The 20,465-nt window shown below is 71.5% G+C and carries 13 protein-coding genes; 8 read left to right on the top strand and 5 right to left on the bottom strand.

What is annotated here, in order from left to right:
* Positions 1 to 28: 28 nt before the first annotated feature.
* Positions 29 to 1,471 carry an MFS transporter gene (locus ACIHEJ_RS14775; protein WP_400135206.1) on the bottom strand — a complete coding sequence of 481 codons (1,443 nt, stop codon included), beginning with the start codon at positions 1,469 to 1,471 and terminating at the stop codon, positions 29 to 31.
* Between the two features lie 104 nt (positions 1,472 to 1,575).
* Positions 1,576 to 3,048, bottom strand: coding sequence for an MFS transporter (locus tag ACIHEJ_RS14770; RefSeq protein ID WP_400135205.1), 1,473 nt, complete (start codon positions 3,046 to 3,048; stop codon positions 1,576 to 1,578).
* Positions 3,049 to 3,103: 55 nt separating this feature from the next.
* On the opposite strand from ACIHEJ_RS14770, the gene ACIHEJ_RS14765 reads away from it, so the two are divergent.
* Positions 3,104 to 3,967, top strand: coding sequence for a helix-turn-helix transcriptional regulator (locus tag ACIHEJ_RS14765; RefSeq protein WP_400135204.1), 864 nt, complete (start codon positions 3,104 to 3,106; stop codon positions 3,965 to 3,967).
* 71 nt (positions 3,968 to 4,038) lie between these two features.
* The gene (gene dusB / locus ACIHEJ_RS14760) at positions 4,039 to 5,172 is read left to right on the top strand and encodes a tRNA dihydrouridine synthase DusB (protein ID WP_400135203.1); all 1,134 of its coding nucleotides are present in this window, start codon (positions 4,039 to 4,041) and stop codon (positions 5,170 to 5,172) included.
* Between the two features lie 16 nt (positions 5,173 to 5,188).
* Here dusB and ACIHEJ_RS14755 read toward each other — a convergent pair whose 3' ends face one another.
* The 3 genes from ACIHEJ_RS14755 to ACIHEJ_RS14745 all read right to left on the bottom strand — a co-directional run bounded on the left by ACIHEJ_RS14755 (position 5,189) and on the right by ACIHEJ_RS14745 (position 10,652).
* A complete protein-coding gene (locus ACIHEJ_RS14755; RefSeq protein WP_400135202.1) occupies positions 5,189 to 6,976 on the bottom strand; it encodes a CDP-alcohol phosphatidyltransferase in 1,788 nt (595 codons plus the stop codon).
* A 200-nt stretch (positions 6,977 to 7,176) separates the two neighbouring features.
* Positions 7,177 to 9,114 carry a glycogen debranching N-terminal domain-containing protein gene (locus ACIHEJ_RS14750; RefSeq protein WP_400135201.1) on the bottom strand — a complete coding sequence of 646 codons (1,938 nt, stop codon included), beginning with the start codon at positions 9,112 to 9,114 and terminating at the stop codon, positions 7,177 to 7,179.
* A gap of 62 nt (positions 9,115 to 9,176) precedes the next feature.
* A complete protein-coding gene (locus tag ACIHEJ_RS14745) occupies positions 9,177 to 10,652 on the bottom strand; it encodes an MGH1-like glycoside hydrolase domain-containing protein (protein WP_400135200.1) in 1,476 nt (491 codons plus the stop codon).
* Positions 10,653 to 10,787: 135 nt separating this feature from the next.
* On the opposite strand from ACIHEJ_RS14745, the gene ACIHEJ_RS14740 reads away from it, so the two are divergent.
* The 6 genes from ACIHEJ_RS14740 (at position 10,788) to ACIHEJ_RS14715 (ending at position 20,400) form a co-directional block, all read left to right on the top strand.
* A complete protein-coding gene (locus ACIHEJ_RS14740; protein WP_400135199.1) occupies positions 10,788 to 12,008 on the top strand; it encodes an ROK family protein in 1,221 nt (406 codons plus the stop codon).
* 417 nt (positions 12,009 to 12,425) lie between these two features.
* Positions 12,426 to 15,146, top strand: a complete 2,721-nt coding sequence (gene ppdK, locus ACIHEJ_RS14735; RefSeq protein WP_400135198.1) for a pyruvate, phosphate dikinase — start codon at positions 12,426 to 12,428, stop codon at positions 15,144 to 15,146.
* Positions 15,147 to 15,630: 484 nt separating this feature from the next.
* Positions 15,631 to 15,831 (top strand): hypothetical protein, encoded by a 201-nt coding sequence (locus ACIHEJ_RS14730; RefSeq protein WP_400135197.1) that lies wholly within the window; start codon positions 15,631 to 15,633, stop codon positions 15,829 to 15,831.
* 8 nt (positions 15,832 to 15,839) lie between these two features.
* On the top strand, positions 15,840 to 16,523 hold the full coding sequence (locus tag ACIHEJ_RS14725) for an ABC transporter ATP-binding protein (protein ID WP_400135196.1): 684 nt from the start codon (positions 15,840 to 15,842) through the stop codon (positions 16,521 to 16,523).
* Positions 16,520 to 18,799, top strand: coding sequence for an FtsX-like permease family protein (locus ACIHEJ_RS14720; RefSeq protein WP_400135195.1), 2,280 nt, complete (start codon positions 16,520 to 16,522; stop codon positions 18,797 to 18,799). The genes ACIHEJ_RS14725 and ACIHEJ_RS14720 overlap by 4 nt, the downstream gene beginning before the upstream one ends.
* A gap of 143 nt (positions 18,800 to 18,942) precedes the next feature.
* The gene (locus ACIHEJ_RS14715) at positions 18,943 to 20,400 is read left to right on the top strand and encodes an MFS transporter (RefSeq protein ID WP_400135194.1); all 1,458 of its coding nucleotides are present in this window, start codon (positions 18,943 to 18,945) and stop codon (positions 20,398 to 20,400) included.
* Positions 20,401 to 20,465 lie beyond the last annotated feature (65 nt).

Here is a 20,465-nt window from a genome sequence, read left to right as displayed (position 1 = left end):
CCGCTCGCGTCCGCCGGGGCGGCCGGGCTCAGGAGGCGCCGACCACCTCGCGCACCTCCGCCGCCTGAAGCCGGTCCGCCGTGCGCTCCGCCGTCCCGCGGGCCCAGCGGCCGCTGGTCAGCAGGCCGAGGACGAGGACCACGAGGCCGCAGCCGGTGAGGATCCACCAGCCGGGGCGGGCCGCCGCGACGAACGCGTGGCTGTACGGGGACGAGCCGATGCCGGACGCCAGCACCGCCCCGACCACCGCGACGCCCAGCGTCTGTCCCAGCTGCCTGCTGGTGGAGGCGACCGCCGCCGCGACACCGGCCTGGGCCCTCGGCATGCCCGACACCGCGGTGTTGGTGATCGGCGCGTTCACGAAGCCGAAGCCGACGCCGAACAGGACGTAACAGAGGAAGCGGGTGACGCTCGACGTCTCCGCGTCGAACGCCGCGAACAGCACACCGCTCGCGGTCGTCGCCGCACCGGCTATCAGCAGCGGCAGGCGCGGGCCCCGGTTGCCGACCAGCCGGCCGGACAGCGGTGCGCACAGGAAGGTGGGCGCGGCCATCGGCAGCATCCACAGGCCCGCGTGCAGGGCGTCGAGGCCGCGCACGTTCTGCAGGTACAGCGTCGACAGGAAGAGGAAGCCGCCCAGCGCCGCGAACGCGCTGATCGCGATCACCGTGGCTCCGCTGAACGGTGCCGAGCGGAAGAAGCGCAGGTCGATGAGGGGTTCCTCGCGACGCGGCTCGTACCGGACGAGGGCGATGAGCGCCGCGACGGCGATCGCGACGAACGGGGAGACCGAGGCGAGTCCCGCGTCGGGCGCCTCGATGATCGCGTACGTCAGGGAGCCGAACAGGGCGATCACCAGCAGCTGGCCGACCGGGTCGGGGCGGCGGGCCTTGGGTGCGCGGGACTCGGGGACGAAGCGGAGGGTGAGCAGCAGGGCGACGAGACCGACGGGGAGGTTGACCCAGAAGATCGCGCGCCAGCTCACCGACTGCACCAGCAGGCCGCCGACCAGCGGGCCGGCCGCCATGGAGATACCGACCACCGCGCCCCACACGCCGATCGCGCGGGCACGCTCCCGGGCGTCCGTGAAGGTGTTGGTGATGATCGACATGGCGACCGGGTTGAGCATCGAGCCGCCGATCGCCTGGACCATGCGGAAGACGACCAGCAGTTCCAGGCTCGGGGCCAGGGAACAGAGCAGGGAGCCGAGGGAGAACACCACCAGGCCGGCCATGAAGACCTTCTTGCGGCCGATCCGGTCGGCCGTGGAGCCGGCGAGCATCAGCAGCGAGGCGAGTACCAGGGTGTAGGCGTCGATGGTCCACTGCAGCCCGGACGTGGAGGCGTGCAGGTCGCGCTGCATCGACGGCAGCGCCACGTTCAGCACGGTGTTGTCCAGGCTCACGATGAGCAGGCTCATGCAGCAGATCGCGAGCACGAGGAGACGTCGGCGATGGCTCAACTCGGGCATGCGGGCCATCGTACGCCGATTTCAATAGTGCGTCTAACTAATGAGTGATACACGATCTCTGTGGCCCCGGGGCGCCGCCCACGCCGCCCCCCGCCCGACCCGGCTCAGCCAGGTACCCGGGGCAGCCGGAGGCCAAGCACCCCCAGTCCCACCAGGCCCGCCGCCTGGACCGCCAGCACCACCGCCAGCGCCTGCCGCATCCCGAGGCCGGGGGTGAGGGAGAGGAACAGGGAGCCCAGCGTCGCCACCCCCACGGCCAGGCACGACTGCTGGAGCGTGGCCGCCAGACCGCTGCCCGCGCCCGCCAGCCGGGCCGGGATCGCGGCGAGCAGGTTCCGGTAGTACAGCGGCAGCTCCAGGCCCCCGCCGACACCGACCAGGACCAGGCCCGGGGAGAGCAGGAGCGGGCTCAGCCGCGGCCAGGGGCCCAGCAGCACCGTCGCCGTCACCGTCGCCAGACCGGCCACGTGCAGCGCCGCCGCCAGCGTCACCGCCCGCCCGCCGAACCGCCGTACGGCACGCGGCGCCAGCATCGACGCGGCGAACTGCGCCACCCCCATCGGCACCATCGTCAGCCCCGCCCGCATCGCGCCGTAGCCGAGGCCCTGCTGGAACGTGACCGCGCTCACGAACATCCAGCCCGCGAAACCGGTGAACACCGGCAGCCCCAGCAACAGGCCCCGGCGGACCTCCGGGGCCGCGAGGAGCGACGGCGGCAGCAGCGGGCTGCCCGCGCTCCGCTCGGCGTGCCGCTCCACCGCGGCGAACGCCAGGCCCAGCAGCGGTACCGCGCACAGCAGCAGCACCGACCACAGCGGCCACCCCGCCGCCCGGCCCTCGGTCAGCGGCAGCAGCAGCGCCGTCAGGGCCGCGGCCAGCAGCGCCGTACCGGCCAGGTCGCCGCGCGCCGGCCGTTCGGCACGGCTGTCCGGGACCGAGCGCAGCGCACACGCGAAGGCGGCCACCGCCACCGGCACGTTCACCAGGAACACCGCGCGCCAGCCGGTGCCCGCGAGGTCGGCGGCGACCAGGACCCCGCCCAGCACCTGCCCGAGCACGACGGACACCCCGCCCACCGAGCCGTACAGGGCGACCGCCCGGGCCCGGCGCTCGCCGGACGTCGTGGCGTGGACCGTCGCCAGCACCTGCGGCAGCATCGCCGCCGACGCGGCGCCCTGCGCGACCCGCGCGGCGACCAGCCACCACGCGCCGGGCGCCAGCCCGCACGCCAGCGAGGTCAGGCCGAACCCGGCCACGCCCCACAGGAACAGCCGTCGCCGGCCGAGGCCGTCGCCGAGCCGGCCACCGAGCACCAGCAGTACGGCGTACGCCACCGCGTATCCGGCGACGACCATCTCCAACGTGGCCGGGGGAGCGTGCAGAGCGTGCTCGATCGTCGGCAGCGCCACGTTCACGACGAAGAAGTCGATCATCGGGAGCGCGGCGCCCAGGAGGAGGGTGAGCAGGCCCAGCGGGCTCAGGGGGCGCGCCGACACGTCGGTGCGCGCGGGGATGGTCGTCGTGGTCACGCCCCCGACTCTGGGGCCGCCCCCAGCGGGGTACCAGGCGGTGGTCATCCAGGTACCGGCACCAACTGGAACCGGGGCACGACCGGGCGGCACCCTTGATGCCATGACCGTCACAGCGCCGGAGCAGCCGGGGGAACAGCAGATCCGGCGCCGGGAACTGGCCGCCTTCCTGCGCAGCCGCCGTGAGCGCATCACACCCGAGCAGGTCGGTCTGCCACGCGGTCCGCGCCGCCGTACGCCGGGACTGCGCCGGGAGGAGGTCGCCCAGCTCTCCGCGGTCGGGATCACCTGGTACACGTGGATCGAGCAGGCCCGCGCCGCCCATGTCTCCGCGCAGGTGCTGGACGCGGTCGCCCGCGCCCTGCTGATGGACCCCACCGAGCGCGCCCATCTCTTCGCCCTCGCCGGCACCGCCGACCCGCGCGCCGACGCCGAGTGCACGGTCGCCTCGAAGACCGCGCTGAAGGTCGTCGCCCGGCTCGCGCCCTACCCGGCCTCCCTGCAGAACGCCCGTTACGACGTCCTCGCCGCCAACCGTCCCTTCGCTCGCCTCTTCGGCGACCCCGCCGAGCTGCCGCCCGCCGACCGCAACTGCCTGTGGCTGCTGGCCACCAGCGAGCGCTGGAAGCGGGACTTCCTCGACCGGGACGAGATGCTGCGCGACCTGATCGCCAAGTACCGGGCGGGCATGGCCGAGCATGTCGCCGAGCCCGCCTGGAAGGAGCAGCTGAACCGGCTGCTGGCGGCCTCCGAGGAGTTCCGCGAGCTGTGGGAGCGGCACGAGGTGGCGCCGATGTCCCCGCACGTCAAGCGGTACCGGCACCCGCGGGCCGGCCTGATCCGGCTGGAGCACCGCAACATGTGGCTGGCCCCGCAGGCACCCGCCCACCGGGTGGTCGCCTACCTCCCCGCCGACGAGGAGAGCGAGGAGCGGCTGGAGCGGCTGGCGGAGCTGCCGGACGAGTGACCGGCGCCGTGAGGGACAATGGGTTCTCGTCCCGTGCCGTATCCGCCGTCCGTCCGTCCCGGAGCCGTCTGATGTCCCACCCGCTCTCCATCGGCCCGCACGCCGTCGCGCCGCCCGTCGTGCTCGCACCCATGGCGGGCATCACCAACGCGCCCTTCCGCACGCTGTGCAGGGAGTTTTCAGGCGGCAAAGGCCTGTTCGTGAGCGAGATGATCACGACCCGGGCGCTGGTCGAGCGCAACGAGAAGACCATGCAGCTGATCAGGTTCGACGCGAGCGAGCAGCCGCGCTCGATCCAGCTGTACGGCGTCGACCCGGCGACCGTCGGCAAGGCCGTCCGCATGATCGCGGAGGAGGACCTGGCCGACCACATCGACCTGAACTTCGGCTGCCCGGTCCCCAAGGTCACCAGGAAGGGCGGCGGCTCGGCCCTGCCGTACAAGCGGAACCTGCTGCGGGCGATCCTGCGGGAGGCGGTCGCGGGCGCCGGTGATCTGCCGGTGACGATGAAGATGCGCAAGGGCATCGACGACGACCACATCACCTTCCTCGACGCCGGCCGCATCGCCGTCGAGGAGGGCGTCACGGCCATCGCCCTGCACGGCCGCACGGCCGCCCAGCACTACGGCGGCACCGCCGACTGGGACGCCATCGCCCGGCTGAAGGAGCACGTCCCGGAGATCCCCGTGCTCGGCAACGGCGACATCTGGTCGGCCGAGGACGCGCTGCGGATGGTGCGGGAGACGGGCTGCGACGGAGTCGTGGTCGGGCGCGGGTGCCTGGGGCGGCCCTGGCTGTTCTCCGACCTGGTGGCCGCGTTCGAGGGGCGGCTCGACGATGTCGCGCGTCCCACGCTGCGGGAAGTGGCCGAGGTCATGGTCCGGCACGCGACCCTGCTCGGTGAGTGGATCGGCGACGAGTCCAAGGGGGTCGTCGACTTCCGCAAGCACGTCGCCTGGTACCTGAAGGGCTTCGCGGTCGGCTCCGAGATGCGCAAGCGGCTCGCGATCACCTCCTCGCTGGAGGAGCTGCGCGCCGGACTGGACGAGCTGGACCTCGACCAGCCGTGGCCGGCCGGCGCGGACGGGCCCCGCGGCCGTACGTCCGGCAACAACCGGGTGGTGCTGCCGGACGGCTGGCTGAAGGACCCGTACGACTGCGCGGGTGTGAGCGAGGACGCGGAGCTGGACACGTCCGGCGGCTGAGCGCCCTGGGCCGCTGTCAGCCCTTCTTCGGGTGCGGGGTCGAGCCGTACGCCGTCAGGAAGCGGTCCCGGAAGGCGCTCATCTTCCAGACCGGGGCGTCATGGGCCGGGCGCAGACCGTCCGTCCAGCCCCAGCCGTCGACCTTGTCGAGCACCTTCGGGTCCTTCGCCACGATCGAGACCGGCACGTCACGGCTGGCGTGGTTGCCGCTGACCCGGGCGATCGGCTGGTGGTCGCCGAGGAAGACCAGCACCGTGTCCTGGCTGCCGTAGCGCTCCAGCCACTGGGTCAGCGCGGTCACCGAGTACTGGATCGACTTGCCGTACTCCTGGCGGGACTTGGTGGTGTCGGCGATGACGTCGGCCGGCTTGTTGCCCGCCGCCTGGATGCCCTTGAAGACCGAGCCGTCGCCCAGCTGGTCCCAGCCGACCATCTTCGGGATCGGCGCCCAGGGCTGGTGGCTGGAGGTGAGGATCAGCAGCGACATCCGCGTCTTGCCGTCGGCGGGCTTCTTGCTGTGCACCCGCTCCTGGTACTGCTGGAGCGCGTACTGGTCGGGCATGGTCGACCAGCTGAACTTCGGCCCCTTGTAGCCCAGTTCGAAGGCGTTGTAGACCTTGTCCAGGCCGTACCACTTCTGCTCCGGCCACCCCTTCTGCACGCCCGGCATGACGCCGACGGTGTCGAAGGCGCCGGTCTTCTTGAACGCGTCGGTCAGGCTCATGTGATCGCTGGCCATGACCGTGCGGTAGCGCTGCTGGTTGCTGATCCACAGGCCCGACATGGTGGTGGAGTGTCCGAGCCAGCTGCTGCCGCCGTACGTCGCCGAGGTCAGCCAGCCGCTCTTCGCGTGGAAGCCGGCCTTCGCCAGGGCCTTGGTGCGGGCGTCGAGGGTCGCGTCGACCCCGGGCGCCATGATCGGGTCCTCGACCGCGCTGCGGCCGTAGCTCTCGATGAACGTGAAGATCATGTCCTTGCCGCGCAGATCCGGCACCAGCTGGCTGCCCGGGGTGTTCCCGAACCGGTCCACCTTGGCGACCTTCCGGAACGCCGCCTCGTCCCGGAGCGTGTCCGAGACCCGGCGCGCCTCGATCTTCAGCGCGCTGGCGGTGTGCTCCGAGGCGATCGGCACACCGGATATCTGCAGGCCGAGCGAGGTGCAGGTGATCCAGACGACACCCGCGATCAGCGTGCCCCGGGTCGCGACGGCGGTGTGCCGGGCGAGCAGGTTGCTCAACCGGACCACGGCCAGCGCCAGCACCACGAACAGCAGCAGGACGACGACGATCAGACCGGCTACCGCGGCGAGTGTCTCCGTACGGCCGAGGGAGTCCTCCAGGTACGACTCCGCGTCGCCGAACAGGCTCCAGTCCAGCACGACGTTGAAGGACCGGCCGAGGTACTGGTTGAAGCCCATGTCGAGCAGGTTCAGCACCGTCATCGCGGCCAGCGCGACCCCGGACACCGCGGCCAGCACGATCCGCGGCCGGCGCGGCAGCGCGAGCAGCACGGCGGCCCCGATGACCGCTTCCCCCGGGATGCGCAGGAACTTCGCGGGCCCGAGACCGACGACGGTGTTCGGCAGCACGAGCGCTACGACGACCAGGGCGGCGGCGAGCACGTCGACGGTGACGGACAACACCTGAACGGCCGTCGGGTGCTCCTCCCGCCAGCGCCGCGTGCGCGCCGCCACGACGGCCCAGGGACGGCGGAAGGGGCGGCGCGGTCCGGGTGCCGGGGCGGTGACGGCCTCTCCCGGCTCGGCCTCCTCGGCTGCCGCTACGGCTGATTCGCGCGTGCTCATGTCCTGGGACAACCCGGCGTCCTTCCCTGCGAGACCGATCCGACCTCCGTTACGGACCCTTCGCGATCCCTGTTCACCAGCGCCGGGCAAACACCTGGCAAACGGTCCGAGCCCCGGACCGGGGGCGCGGGGCCGGGCCGGCATGCGGCTCCGCCGCGTGGGCGCGACCAGCCACAACGGCCCCGCAGCCGACGACGGCGCTACGCGCCCCCGACCGCTGTCAGCAGCGCGAGCGGCACCGCGGCCGACCGGGACTCCCGCACACACGCGTGCGGATACGGCACCGGTTCCGGATGCGTGTCCCGCCCGTACCCCGCCAGCACCTCCGGCAGCCGGTGCCCCGCCGCCGTCGCCGCGTCGACCAGCGCGTGGGCGACCGTACGGGCCTCGTCGTGCAGCCCGTACCGCGCCAGACCCAGCGTGATCAGCGCGTTGTCGTGCGGCCAGACGGAACCGCGGTGATAGGAGAGCGGATGGTAGGCAGGCTGGCCGGAGGCCACCGTGCGGACGCCCCAGCCGGAGAAGAAGTCCGGCTCCAGCAGCCGCCGGCCGACCACCTCGCCGTACTCCTTGTCCAGCAGCCCCGACCACAGCAGATGACCGGCGTCGGAGGCCAGTGCGTCGATCCGGCGGCCCTTGCCGTCGAGCGCCAGCGCCGGGAAGGACTGCTCCGGCATCCAGAAGTCCCGCTGGAAGCGGTCCCGCAGATCGGCCGCCGCCTGCTCCAGCAGGGCCGCGTACGTCTCGTCCGCCCACACCGTGCGCGCCAGCCACGCCGTGCGGCGCAGCGCGTCGTAGGCGTAGCCCTGGGCGCCCGCCGCCATCACCGCGCCGGTCGGCCGGGTGCCGTCGGCGCAGCAGATCGCGCCGGGGGAGTCCTTCCAGTTCTGGTTGGACAGGCCGCCCTCGTCGGCGCGGTAGACGAGGTAGCCGCGGGAGGTGAGCCCGCCGTGGTCGAGCATCCAGCCGACGGCGGCGCGGGCGTGCGGCTCCAGGCGCCGGGCGAGCGCCGTGTCCGTCGTCCGCTCGACGTACATGCCGAGCAGGATCAAGAACAGCGGGGTGGCGTCGACCGAGCCGTAGTACCGCCCGAACGGGACCTGTCCGAAGTGGGCCAGCTCGCCGTGCCGTACCTCGTGCACGATCTTGCCGGGCTGGGCGAGGCGGGACGGGCCGTTGCCGGTCGCCTGGGTGGCGGCGAGCGCGAGGAGGGTGGCGGCGGCCGGACGGGGGCGGTAGGGCAGGGCGAACAGGGAGGTCAGCAGGGCGTCGCGGCCGAGGAGGGTGAGGAACCAGGGGGCGCCGGCCGCCGGGACGCGCAGCTCCTCGCCGTCCGGGCCGGTGGCCGGGATCTGCAGGGCGGCCAGGTCGGCCAGGCCCCGCGCGCACGCCTCCGACAGCTCCGGCCAGCCGGTCGGGAAGGCCACGCCCTCCACGAACTCCTCCTCCAGCGCGCGGAGCTGACCGTGCACGGCGGCCGGATCGCGGGGCACGCGCAGGGCGCGCCGCTCGCCGTGCGGGCGGGCGATCACCCGCAGCAGCAGCTCGGTCGTGCCGTGCGGCGCCAGGTCGAGGGTCCACACCAGGCGGCGGGCGCCGGTGCCCGTCTCCTCCACCGCGTCGGGGGCCGGGTCGGCCGTGATGCTCGTACAGGACCGCCACTCGGCGCGCCGGTAGGCGAACTCGATGCCGTCGTCGAGGACCTCACGGGAGCGCACGGCGCCGGCCTTGACGTAGGTGCGGTGGTCGGAGCGGAGCTCGAACTGGTCGGTGAAGTCGGCGTCTACGGTGAGGGCGAGGCGGATCGTGGTGGGCACCGGGCGGTTGCTGGTGAGCCGCAGGGACTCCACGAACGCGCTGTCCCCGACGGCCTGCTCCCGGAAGAGCGTGTACGCGGGTGGTTCCTGCCGGCCGCCGCGCGGCACCAGGACGCAGCGCGCCGCGTCCCCGTCCGCGACCGGCGTGAGCACCTCGGGCACCCCGCCGTCGAGGGTGAGCTGCCAGCGGCTGAGATGCCGGGCGTCGCGTACGAACAACCCGTCCGGGGAGCTGCCGCCGCGCACCCCGCTGATGTCGCCCCGGTCGCCCACGACGGCGAACGTCGCCCCGTGCACGAGCAGGTGATGCCGGTCTGTCATCCCCGGTGCCCTCCTTCGTCACTCCCTGTCGAACGTGCCGGTGCCCTGGGGGACACGCCCCGTCAGGAGCGCTTGAGCAGATCTTGGTGCAGGTCGAGCGCGAGCGCCGCGGTCCAGCTGAAGCCGGTCGCGCCGCAGGCCTCGCCGGTGTACGGGTCGACGTACTCGGCGAAACCGGTGGTGCCGGCGAGGTCGAGGACCGCCTCGCGCAGGGCGTCGGCCGCCGCGGTCTCGCCGTGCACCCGCAGCCCCCGCTCCAGCAGCCAGCCGGTGTTGAACCAGGCCGGGCCGCGCCAGTACCGGTGCGGGTCGAAGGCCTCACCGAGCAGGTCGTGACTGGGCACCAGCCGGGTGCGGTCGCCGAGCGAGAAGTGCGGGCCGCGCAGGGTGCGCACGAGGGCGCCGGCGACGGGGCGGGGCAGGCCCGGCAGCAGCAGCGGGATCAACCCACCGACGCCGCGCTCCCGGATCGGCCCACCGTCGCCCCGCAGGTCCCGGCACAGGAACATCCCGGCCGCCGGGTCCCACAGCCGCTCCACCAGCGCCGCGGTCAGCCGTTCCGCGCGCGCGTGCCGGGCGGTGCCGGCGGCACCCAGCTCCTGGGCGATCCGCGCCAGCGCGTGCTCGGAGGCGATGAGCAGGGCGTTGAACGCCGGGTCCTCCACGGCGAAGTCCCCGCCTCCGTCCGCATATCCCGCGTCCCGGTAGTCGGCGGCCAGCCGCACGTAGCGCCCGTAGTCCAGATCCGTCGGCCGGTCCTCGGGCGCACCGTGGTCGAGGTCGGCGCGGCGGAAGGTGCGGGCCGGGGCCGGGACGATCCGGGCGAGCGGGGCGTCCCAGCAGGGGCTGTTGTCCATGCCCTGCTCCCAGGGGTGGACGACGGACACCAGGCCGCCACCGCCCAGGTCACGCCGGTGCAGCAGATACCGGTGCCAGGCGGCCAGCCGTGGGTACACCCGGGCCAGGAAGCCGCGCGCCCGGGACAGGGCGGGGTCGGCGCGGTGCACCAGCCAGGCGGCGAGCGCGTGCACCGGTGGCTGCACGATGCCCGACGTCTGTACCGTGCGCGGGGCGCCCGCGGCGCGTCCGGCGGTGGCGGAGCGCCAGAAGTCGGGGCTCGGGAAGTACGCGTCGAGCGGTACGGAGGGGTTGAAGACGATGTGCGGGACGCGCCCGTCGCCCCACTGGGCCGCGAGCAGCGTCTCCAGCTCGGTCTGCGCCCGCACCGGCGAGAGGTGCCGCAGGCCGATCGCGATGAACGCCGAGTCCCAGGACCACTGGTGCGGATACAGGTTCCGGGAAGGGACGGTCGAGCCGCCCGTCCAGTTGGCGTCGAGCACCTGGGCCGCCCTGACCCGCAGGGACGAGCCGGCGGCCGGTAACGCGCGGTCGGCGGCGGAAGGGACGGGGGCGGACGCGGAGGACGTGGGCACGGGGGGCGCGGGGGCGGACGCGGAGGACCTGGGCACGGATGGCGGCGGATCGTATGCGGTCCCGGGCTCGGTCGGGCGGGGGGTGAGCTGTGCGGTGCGGTCCACTCGGGGCTCCCCGAAGACGAAGCTGTGTTTGGCTGGTTCTGGCTGGGTTTATGGGTGCCCACCGAAGGGGTTACGTCTATTTAACACGCAAAACTCACTATGTAATGCAGGCTGGGGAAACACAAGGGGGTGCGCATGGCCGGGCGTCCGGGAAGAGCCGTCAGGGGCGGCAGTCAGACGAGCGCCGGTGATCTGCTGGAACTGGTGCGCAGCGGCCGGGCGGTGACGCGCGGAGCGCTGCAGCAGGTCACGGGGCTGTCCCGGGCTACCGTCGGTCAGCGCCTGGACCGGCTGTTCCGAGCGGGCTGGCTGCGCGAGGGCGCCGGCGGCCCGGTCGACTCGCCGCTCGGCGGCCGCCCCTCCATCACCCTGGAGTTCGACGGCTCGCACGCCGTGGTGCTCGCCGCCGACCTCGACACCCGGCACGCCCGCGCGGCCGTCCTCACCCTGACCGGCGAGACACTCGCCGAGCACGCGGGCACCCTGGTCGTGGAGGAGGGCCCGGAGGCCGTCCTCGGTGAACTCGGGGGCTGGTTCGCCGAGCTGCTGGCCAAGGCCGGGCACCGGGCGGCGGAGGTCTGCGGGATCGGGCTGGCGGTGCCGGGCCCGGTGGACAGCGAGACCGGACGGGTCGTCCAGCCCCCGATGATGCCCGGCTGGGACGGCTACGACATCACCGGTCGCCTGTCCCGCGCCTTCTCCGAGCACACCGGAGCCCCGGCCGTCCCGGTCCTGGTGGACAACGACGCCAACCTCATGGCCTACGGCGAACAGCGCACCGGCCACCCCGACTGCGCGGCGTTCGTGCTGGTGAAGGTGTCCACGGGGATCGGCGCCGGGGTCGTCGTGGACGGTTCGGTCTACCGGGGCGTCGACGGCGGCGCGGGCGACATCGGGCACATCCGGGTGGACGCCGACGCGCTGTGCCGGTGCGGTTCGTACGGCTGCCTCGCCGCCGTCGCGAGCGGGGGCGCCGTGGCCCGGCGACTGGCCGAGTCGGGGGTGCCGGCCGCCTCCGGCTCGGACGTGCGGGACCTGCTGGCCGCCGGGCACCCGCAGGCGGCGGCGCTGGCCCGGGAGGCGGGGCGCCGGGTGGGGGACGTGCTGGCGACGGTGGTGACCCTGCTCAACCCGGGCGTGCTCATGATCGCGGGCGATCTGGCCGGTACCCCCTTCCTCACGGGGGTGCGCGAGCTGCTGTACCAGCGGGCGCTGCCCCGCTCCACGGCCCACCTGGACGTCGTCACCTCCCGGCTCGGCGACCGGGCGGCGCTCATCGGAGCGGGGGCGCTGGTCGTGGAACACCTGTACGCGCCGGAGCGGGTGGAGGAGCGACTCACCGCGATGGGTGTGTGACGAGGGCGTTCACCGGTGGTTTCGGGTCCGCGCGGGCGTCCGCATGGTGAAATCGGGCCCGCTGTGGCAGCGTGATTCTCGCCACCCTTGATAGGGGTTGCGCTCAGATGAGCGGATCATGAGCGGCTGCACTTCTCCAAGGGGTGGCACCGAGTGCCACCCCTTGATCGTTCATCGATCGAAATCAGACGTGCCAGGAGCTGCTCATCTGAGCGGAATACCCCGCCTCTAGGGGTTGATGCGTTCAAGAAGTGAAAACATAACCCCGCCGCGGCTTGCCAAGCTTTGACTTTCGATCCGCTGGCGGACGAGTGGTTACAGGCGTATGACGCGCAAGTGGACGTACCCATGTGCCTTCGATCTGGGTACATTCCTCGCCGTCAGGGCAGCCACCGCGGCCTCAAGGAGTCGAGACCCGTGTCGGATAACAAAGAACCCCAGGTAGCGAAGTTCGTTTACGACTTCACCGAGGGCAACAAGGACCTCAAGGACCTCCTCGGCGGCAAGGGTGCCAACCTCGCCGAGATGACCAACCTGGGTCTTCCGGTCCCTCCCGGCTTCACCATCACCACCGAGGCCTGCAAGGTCTACCTGGAGAGCGGTGAGGAGCCCGCGGCACTGCGTGACGAGGTGAGTGCGCACCTCGACGCCCTCGAGGCATCGATGGGCAAGAAGCTCGGCCAGGCCGACAACCCCCTCCTGGTGTCGGTCCGCTCGGGCGCCAAGTTCTCCATGCCCGGCATGATGGACACGGTCCTGAACATCGGCCTCTCCGACAAGTCCGTCCAGGGCCTGGCCAAGCAGGCCGGCGACGACCGCTTCGCCTGGGACTCCTACCGCCGCCTCATCCAGATGTTCGGCAAGACCGTCCTCGGCGTCGACGGCGAGCTCTTCGAGGAGGCCCTCGAGGCGGCCAAGGAGGCCAAGAAGGTCACGGTCGACACCGACCTGGAGGCCGCCGACCTGAAGAAGCTGGTCACCAAGTTCAAGAAGATCGTCAAGGCGGAGGCCGGCCGCGACTTCCCGCAGGACCCGCGCGAGCAGATGGACCTCGCCATCAAGGCGGTCTTCGACTCCTGGAACGGCGACCGCGCCAAGCTGTACCGCCGCCAGGAGCGCATCCCCGGCGACCTGGGCACGGCCGTCAACGTCTGCTCGATGGTCTTCGGCAACCTGGGCCCGGACTCCGGCACGGGCGTCGCCTTCACCCGCGACCCCGCCTCCGGCCACCAGGGCGTCTACGGCGACTACCTGCAGAACGCCCAGGGCGAGGACGTGGTGGCGGGCATCCGCAACACCGTCCCGCTGGCGGAGCTGGAGCAGATCGACAAGAAGTCGTACGACCAGCTCATGCAGATCATGGAGACGCTGGAGAACCACTACAAGGACCTCTGCGACATCGAGTTCACGATCGAGCGCGGTCAGCTGTGGATGCTCCAGACCCGTGTCGGCAAGCGCACCGCGGGCGCGGCCTTCCGCATCGCCACCCAGCTGGTCGACCAGGGTCTGATCGACGAGACCGAGGCGCTCCAGCGCGTCACCGGCGCCCAGCTGGCCCAGCTGATGTTCCCGCGCTTCGACGAGGACGCCAGGACCGAGCAGGTCGGCCGGGGCATCGCGGCCTCCCCGGGCGCAGCGGTCGGCAAGGCGGTCTTCGACTCCTACACCGCGGTGAAGTGGTCCCGCTCGGGCGAGAAGGTCATCCTGGTCCGCCGCGAGACCAACCCCGACGACCTGGACGGCATGATCGCGGCCGAGGGCATTCTGACCTCGCGCGGCGGCAAGACCTCCCACGCGGCCGTCGTCGCCCGGGGCATGGGCAAGACCTGTGTCTGCGGCGCGGAGGAGCTCGAGGTCGACACCAAGCGCCGCCGCATGACGGTCCCCGGCGGCCACGTCGTCGAGGAAGGCGACCTGATCTCCATCGACGGCTCGTCCGGCAAGGTCTACCTGGGCGAAGTCCCCGTGGTCCCCTCCCCGGTCGTCGAGTACTTCGAGGGCCGGATGCACCCGGGCGCCGACGACGCGGACGAGCTGGTCGAGGCGGTCCACCGCATGATGGCCTTCGCCGACCGCAAGCGCCGCCTGCGGGTGCGCGCCAACGCCGACAACGCCGAGGACGCCCTGCGCGCCCGCCGCTTCGGCGCCCAGGGCATCGGCCTGTGCCGTACGGAGCACATGTTCCTCGGCGACCGCCGTGAGCTGGTGGAACGCCTGATCCTGGCGGACACGGAGTCGGAGCGCGAGGCGTCCCTGAAGGCCCTTCTGCCGCTGCAGAAGAAGGACTTCGTGGAGCTCTTCGAGGCGATGGACGGCCTTCCGGTCACGATCCGCCTCCTCGACCCCCCGCTGCACGAGTTCCTCCCCGACATCACGGAGCTCTCGGTCCGCGTGGCGCTGGCGGAGTCCCGCCAGGAGCCGCACGAGAACGACCTCCGTCTGCTCCAGGCGGTGCACCGTCTGCACGAGCAGAACCCGATGCTCGGTCTGCGCGGTGTGCGCCTCGGCCTGGTCATCCCCGGCCTGTTCACCATGCAGGTCCGCGCGATCGCCGAGGCGGCGGCGGAACGCAAGGCCGCGAAGGGCGACCCGCGCGCGGAGATCATGATCCCGCTCGTCGGTACGGTCCAGGAGCTGGAGATCGTCCGCGAGGAGGCGGACAAGGTCATCGCCGAGGTCGAGGCGGCGACGGGCACGCAGCTCAAGCTCGCGATCGGCACGATGATCGAACTCCCGCGGGCCGCCCTGACGGCCGGTCAGATCGCCGAGGCGGCGCAGTTCTTCTCCTTCGGCACGAACGACCTGACGCAGACGGTGTGGGGCTTCTCCCGCGACGACGTCGAGGCCTCCTTCTTCACGGCGTACCTGGAAAAGGGCATCTTCGGCGTCTCCCCCTTCGAGACGATCGACAAGGACGGCGTGGGCTCGCTGGTGAAGCTCGCGGCGGAAGCGGGCCGGCGTACCCGGCCCGACCTGAAGCTCGGCGTCTGCGGCGAGCACGGCGGTGACCCCGAGTCCGTCCACTTCTTCCACGAGGTCGGCCTGGACTACGTCTCCTGCTCCCCGTTCCGCATCCCGGTCGCCCGCCTCGAGGCGGGCCGCGCGGCCACGAACTCGGAGGGCAGCGACCACCGCTAGGCCCTACCGGGCGTCACCGACCCCGGAGCCGTCGTCGGTCCCCGACCCTCAGACCGATCGGCGACGGCTCCGGCACACGAAAGAGAGACGGCACCCTGTGCGGGGGTGCCGTTTTTCTTTGTGTGCGGTTTCGGCCGCTGTCCGGATCGTGATCACCTGATGTGGTGGTGGGCGGGAGACTGAAGGATTCGGCACGTGATCGAGGCGCTACGTTCTGTAACGCCGGGGGCCGGTGGGGCCGTCGGAGTCATGGAAGAGGTAGCACATGAAGCGAGTAGTGGTGGGTCTCGTCGCGGCCGGGGTGTTTCTTGCGGGGGCAGGGTCGGCGGTTGCTTCGTCGTGGCGGGACCTGCCGACGCAGAGCACGACAGGAGTTGCCTTCACCGGTCGGTACCGACTCAATCCCCCTGAGCGGAACCACGGCTCGTTCGAGTGGAGTGGGCACCTGAGGGACACCGACGCCGGGGACGGACACAACGGGTACGTGGAAGTCAAGGTAGAGGGTCATGACTGGATCCGCTACTACGGCAAGCAGCGGCAGGCGGTGTTCATGCACCACTCCAACTGGGACGGAGCCGAGCGGTACATCGAGGACGCGCGATTCCACGTCTGCCGTGACAAGGGTGCTTTTCGCCCCGACAATTGCTCGCCCGAGCTGCGCTTCAGCTACAAGCTCAACGGCTGACCGAGGTCATGGTGCCGGAAACTCTTGTCGCCAACGAGGTCGATCTCTTCTACGGAACGTCGCAAGCGGTCAAGGGAGCCTCGATCGTCCTGTGTCGGGGCGAGATCGCGGCAATCACCGGGCCGAGCGGCTCAGGCAAGTCCTCCCTGCTCTACTGCCTCGCGGGGGTGCTGCCCGCCAGCCGTGGCGAAGTCCGATTTGAACAGCGCTCGTTCAACGAGATGGACGATGACGAGCTGAGTGCGCTCCGCCGCGAGCGCTTCGGGTTTGTCTTCCAGTACGGCGAGTTGCTGCCCGAGTTGACCGTCGAGGAGAACGCTGCCCTGCCCCTGCGCCTGGCAGGACAGCGGAAGAGGTCTGCGCTCGCCGCTGCTGGCGAAGTGCTCGGCAGGCTAGGCCTGGCGGAGCTGCGCGAACGCCGGCCTTCCCAGGTGTCGGGGGGGCAGAGCCAACGCGTCGCCGTGGCCCGAGCCCTGGTTCACCGGCCGGCCGTGGTGTTCGCCGATGAACCGACGGGTTCGCTCGACAGCGCCAATGCTTCTGCCGTGCTGGACGAGTTCCTGACGTTGGCCCGTTCACAAGGTACGGCAGTCCTCCTGGTCACGCATGACCGGGACGTGGCGGCTCGCGCCGACAGTCGCTACTCCATGGTCGACGGTGTCCTCACCGCACAGGGGGCGGGCGGGTCGTGAAGGAGCTGCTTCTAGGGCTCCGGCTGTTGCTGAGCAGCGGTCGTGGCAACCGCGTGCGATTCGCGCTGATGAGCCTGGGCGGCTCGATCGGCGTCTGCTGTCTGGCGATCGTGCTCACGATCCCAGGCATCCTTGCCGCGCAGGACGCGCGCGTCGCGGCAAGGCAGCCGGTGGTTCCGAGGGACGAGTCACACAAGCCGGTCTTCTCAGGGTTTCCCCTCCTGCTGGAAAGGATGGACCCGTACGGAGCCAGGCCCCTCACACGCATCTTTCTGGCCCGCGGTTCCAGAGACGTTGAGCCTCCTCCGGGACTGTCGTCCTTTCCGCACGCCGGTCAGTTTTTTGTCTCTCCGCGGCTGCACGAGATGCTGCGTGCCCAGCCGGATCTCGCTCAGCGTCTTCCGGGACGTGAATCGGGGCTGATCGGCCCGCAGGGACTGGCGCGTCCCGAGGAACTGGTCGCCTACGTCGGCATGCCCCGTGGTGAGCTGTCGGACGGCATGCCCGTCGAACGTTTCGGTAAGTCGGAGGCCCCGGAACCCACAGTGGAGCCGGCGACTCTCGGCATCTTGCGCTTCACCATGGTGGGGGTCGTCCTGGTGCCCTTGGCGATGTTCCTGTCCGTATGTGCTCGCCTGTCCGCGGCCGAGCGGACCCGCAGACTGGCCGCGCTCCGCCTGCTGGGCATGAGTGCTAGGGAGGTGCGGCGGGTGAACGCGGCTGAGACGGTCGCCGCTGCGGGCCTGGGAGCGCTCCTGGGGTTGGGCGCTTACTGGGTACTGAACCAGTTTCTCTCGCGAGTCGGTCTGCCTGGATTCACCTGGTACCCGAGTGATGGCGCGCTGAGCGGTTCGACCCTCGGAACGTGCCTCTTGGGCTGTCCGGCGCTCGCCTGGTTCGTAGGGCGGGTCAGCGTACGTCAGGCGGCTGCGAATCCGCTCGCCGTCCGCAGGACAGCTCCAGGGAAGCCTCCCTCTGCCTGGGGCTTCGTCCCCTTGCTCGCCGGGGCGGGCGTCGCCGCAGGCTACTGCGTCGCTGGGATGGCGGGGCATTCTCCTTCGGACACCGGGGTGTCCGCGCTGCTGATTCCCTCGATGATCGTCCTTATCGGCGTCGGCCTCGTGACGATGCTGCCCCGTCTGTCCCGGTCCTCCGCAGGGCGGATTGCCCGACGCACCCGCTCACTAGCTCTAGGGCTCGCTATGCGGCGTAACGAGGCAGAGCCTGGTGGTGCGCTTCGTGTTGCCGCCGGTTTGATTCTGCTGGTGTTTGCGGCTTCCCTCGCCCAAGGTGTGCTGATCGAGCTGGACCAAGTCTCCAAGAACACCGCTGCGATCCAGATGTACGACGTGCCTGATCAGGGGCTCACCGCAACCCAGCGAGGGGCCCTCGAACACCTCCGGGGCATTCGTGCTCATCTCGTCACTGCGCGAACGGGCGGAGGCGACGCTTGGCATGAATGGTCACCCGGGGTCGTCCTGGCAACCTGTGCCCAGCTTCGGAAGGCGGTGCCATGGGTCGGCAAGTGTGTCGACGGTCGGCCCCTGCGCCTGTACGACCCCACACAAGTGCAGGACGGGAATTTCAAGGCGGGGGGGAAGCTGTTCATCACGTTGGCCGATGGGCACCGGAGTATGGAGATCACGGCACCACGCCGCACCCTGCCGTATCGTGATCAGGCAGGTATGCCGCTGCTCAGCAGTGGCATGATTCTTGTTCCGCCTTCCGCACTGCCTCAAGGGCTGCGCCCCCACGTAGGCACACTCAGCCTGATCAGCGCCTCGGATTCGGACACCGTCCGGGCCGTTCTCGATGGCATTGCCCACGTCGCTCCCACTGCTGCAGTGATTCCCCAAGGCCTGAATGTCACCGCTCTCCAGCAGATCGCCGTCGTCAAAACGCTCCTCGCCCTCGGCATGGTCCTAGGTGCCGTCATCGGCGTAGCCGCCTACCTGGTCGCCGCCACCGACCGCGCAGTGGAGCGCCGTCCTCAAGTAACCGCCCTCACCCTCCTCGGCGCCCGCCCCCGCACTCTTCGCTTCGTGCAAGTGGCACAAGTGGTCCTGCCGTTGGCGGGTGGATTGGTGTTGGCCATCGTCATGGGGAAGATGGCCGAGTCGAGTTACCTCGTCACCGGGGGTGGTGCGATCTTCTGGGACGGCGAGGGTGTGCCGCTGCTGCTCGCCTGTGCGCTCGGGGCCGTGGTCGTCGCCGCCCTCGGTTCCCTCCCCCTGGTCGGCCGGCGGATCGATCCCGAGTTGATCCGGCGGGACTGAGGGGCGGGGGAGACGTGGAGGGGCGGCGCCCGGCAGGGGGCCGCCCCTTCGTGTGGGCCCCTCCACGGCGTCCCGGCGCGAGACGTGCGCCACTTCGCTCAGCCGCTGTCGACAACCCCACGCCCGCACGCTATTTTTCTTACATGTATAAAAAGTTACGCGGCAGCCCGGGCACCGTTCTCGCTGCCGCCGCCGTCGCCCAGTTCGTCGTCGCCCTCGACATGGCCGTCGTCAATGTCGCCCTCCCCGCCATCCGCACCGCCCTCGGATTCGCCCCGCTCGACCTCTCCTGGGTCGTCCACGTGTACGCCCTCACCTTCGGCGGGTTTCTGCTGCTGGGCGGGCGTGCCTGTGATCTGTACGGGCGGCGGCGGCTGTTCGTGCTCGGGATGGTCGTGTTCGGGCTCTGCTCGCTGGCCGGTGGGCTGGCGCAGGAGCCCTGGGAGCTGGTCACCGCCCGTGCCGGGCAGGGGATCGGTGCGGCCGCGGCCGCACCGGCCGCGCTGGCGATGCTGACCACCACCTTCACCGAGGGCCCCCGGCGCGTCCGTGCCCTCGGGGTGTGGAGTGCGGTGAACGCCGCCGGTGGCGCACTCGGCGTGCTCGCGGGCGGGCTGCTGACCGAGTACGCCGGCTGGCGCTGGGTGATGCTGATCAACCTGCCCATCGTGGCGTTGGCCCTCGTGCTCGTCTGCGTCGCCGTACCGTCCGGGTCGCGGCCGGAGAGGCGGCGCGAGCGGCCGGACGCGCTCGGTGCGCTGTTCGCGACCGCCGGGACCGGGCTGCTGGTGTTCGGGGTCGTACGGACCGACACCCGGGGGTGGGGGTCCCCGGCGACGCTGGTGACCCTCGGTGCCGCGGTCGTCCTGCTGGCCGCGTTCACCCTGGTGGAGAGCCGGGTCTCCGCTCCGTTGCTGCGGCTCGGTCTGCTGCGCAGCCGGTGGGTCTCCGGTGCCAATCTGCTCGTGTTCCTGGCCGCGGCCGGACAGTTCACCGCCTTCTACTTCGTCTCCCTGTACCTCCAGCAGGTCCTCGGCATGGGGGCCGCCGCCACCGGTGCCGCGTTCCTGCCGTTCTCCGTGGGGCTCGTCGCGGGCACCGTCGTCGCGACCAAGGTCACCGCGGCCCGCTCGCCCCGCGCCGCCCTGCTGCCGGGCGCCCTGCTCGCCGCCGCCGGCCTGGCCTGGTTCTCCCGGATCAGCCCGGACGGCAGCTTCCTCACCGACGTGCTCGGCCCGTCCCTGCTCACCAGCGTCGGCGCCGGGCTGGTGCTGGCACCGGCAGCCGCCGCCGCGACGACCGGCGTCCGCATCAGCGAGGCCGGCATGGCCTCCGGTGTGCTCAACAGCTCCCGTCAGCTCGGCGGTTGCGTCGGCCTGGCCGCCCTGGCCACGGTCGCCGCCCACCACACGGGCAAGGCCACCGACCCCGCCTCGCTCAACTCCGGCTACGCCCTGGGCCTGGCCGTCAGCGCCGCCCTCTTCCTGCTCGCGGCCCTCGTGGCGGTCGGCGTGCTGCCCCGCCGCCGGGCCGCCGTCACCGCCTCCCACTCCCCGGCTCCCACCGAACAGCGGCTGGAGGGGACCGGGACACATTCCTGACCGCGACCTGCCGCCGTCACCCGCCCCCGCAGCTCGCTCCGGCAGCGGTACCGCGCCCGTGGCCC

The sequence above is a fragment of the Streptomyces sp. NPDC052301 genome, from assembly GCF_044593395.1.
Lineage (GTDB): Bacteria > Actinomycetota > Actinomycetes > Streptomycetales > Streptomycetaceae > Streptomyces.
The sequence above is the reverse complement of the archived record's forward strand: the minus strand, read 5'-3'. Positions and strand labels throughout refer to the sequence as shown.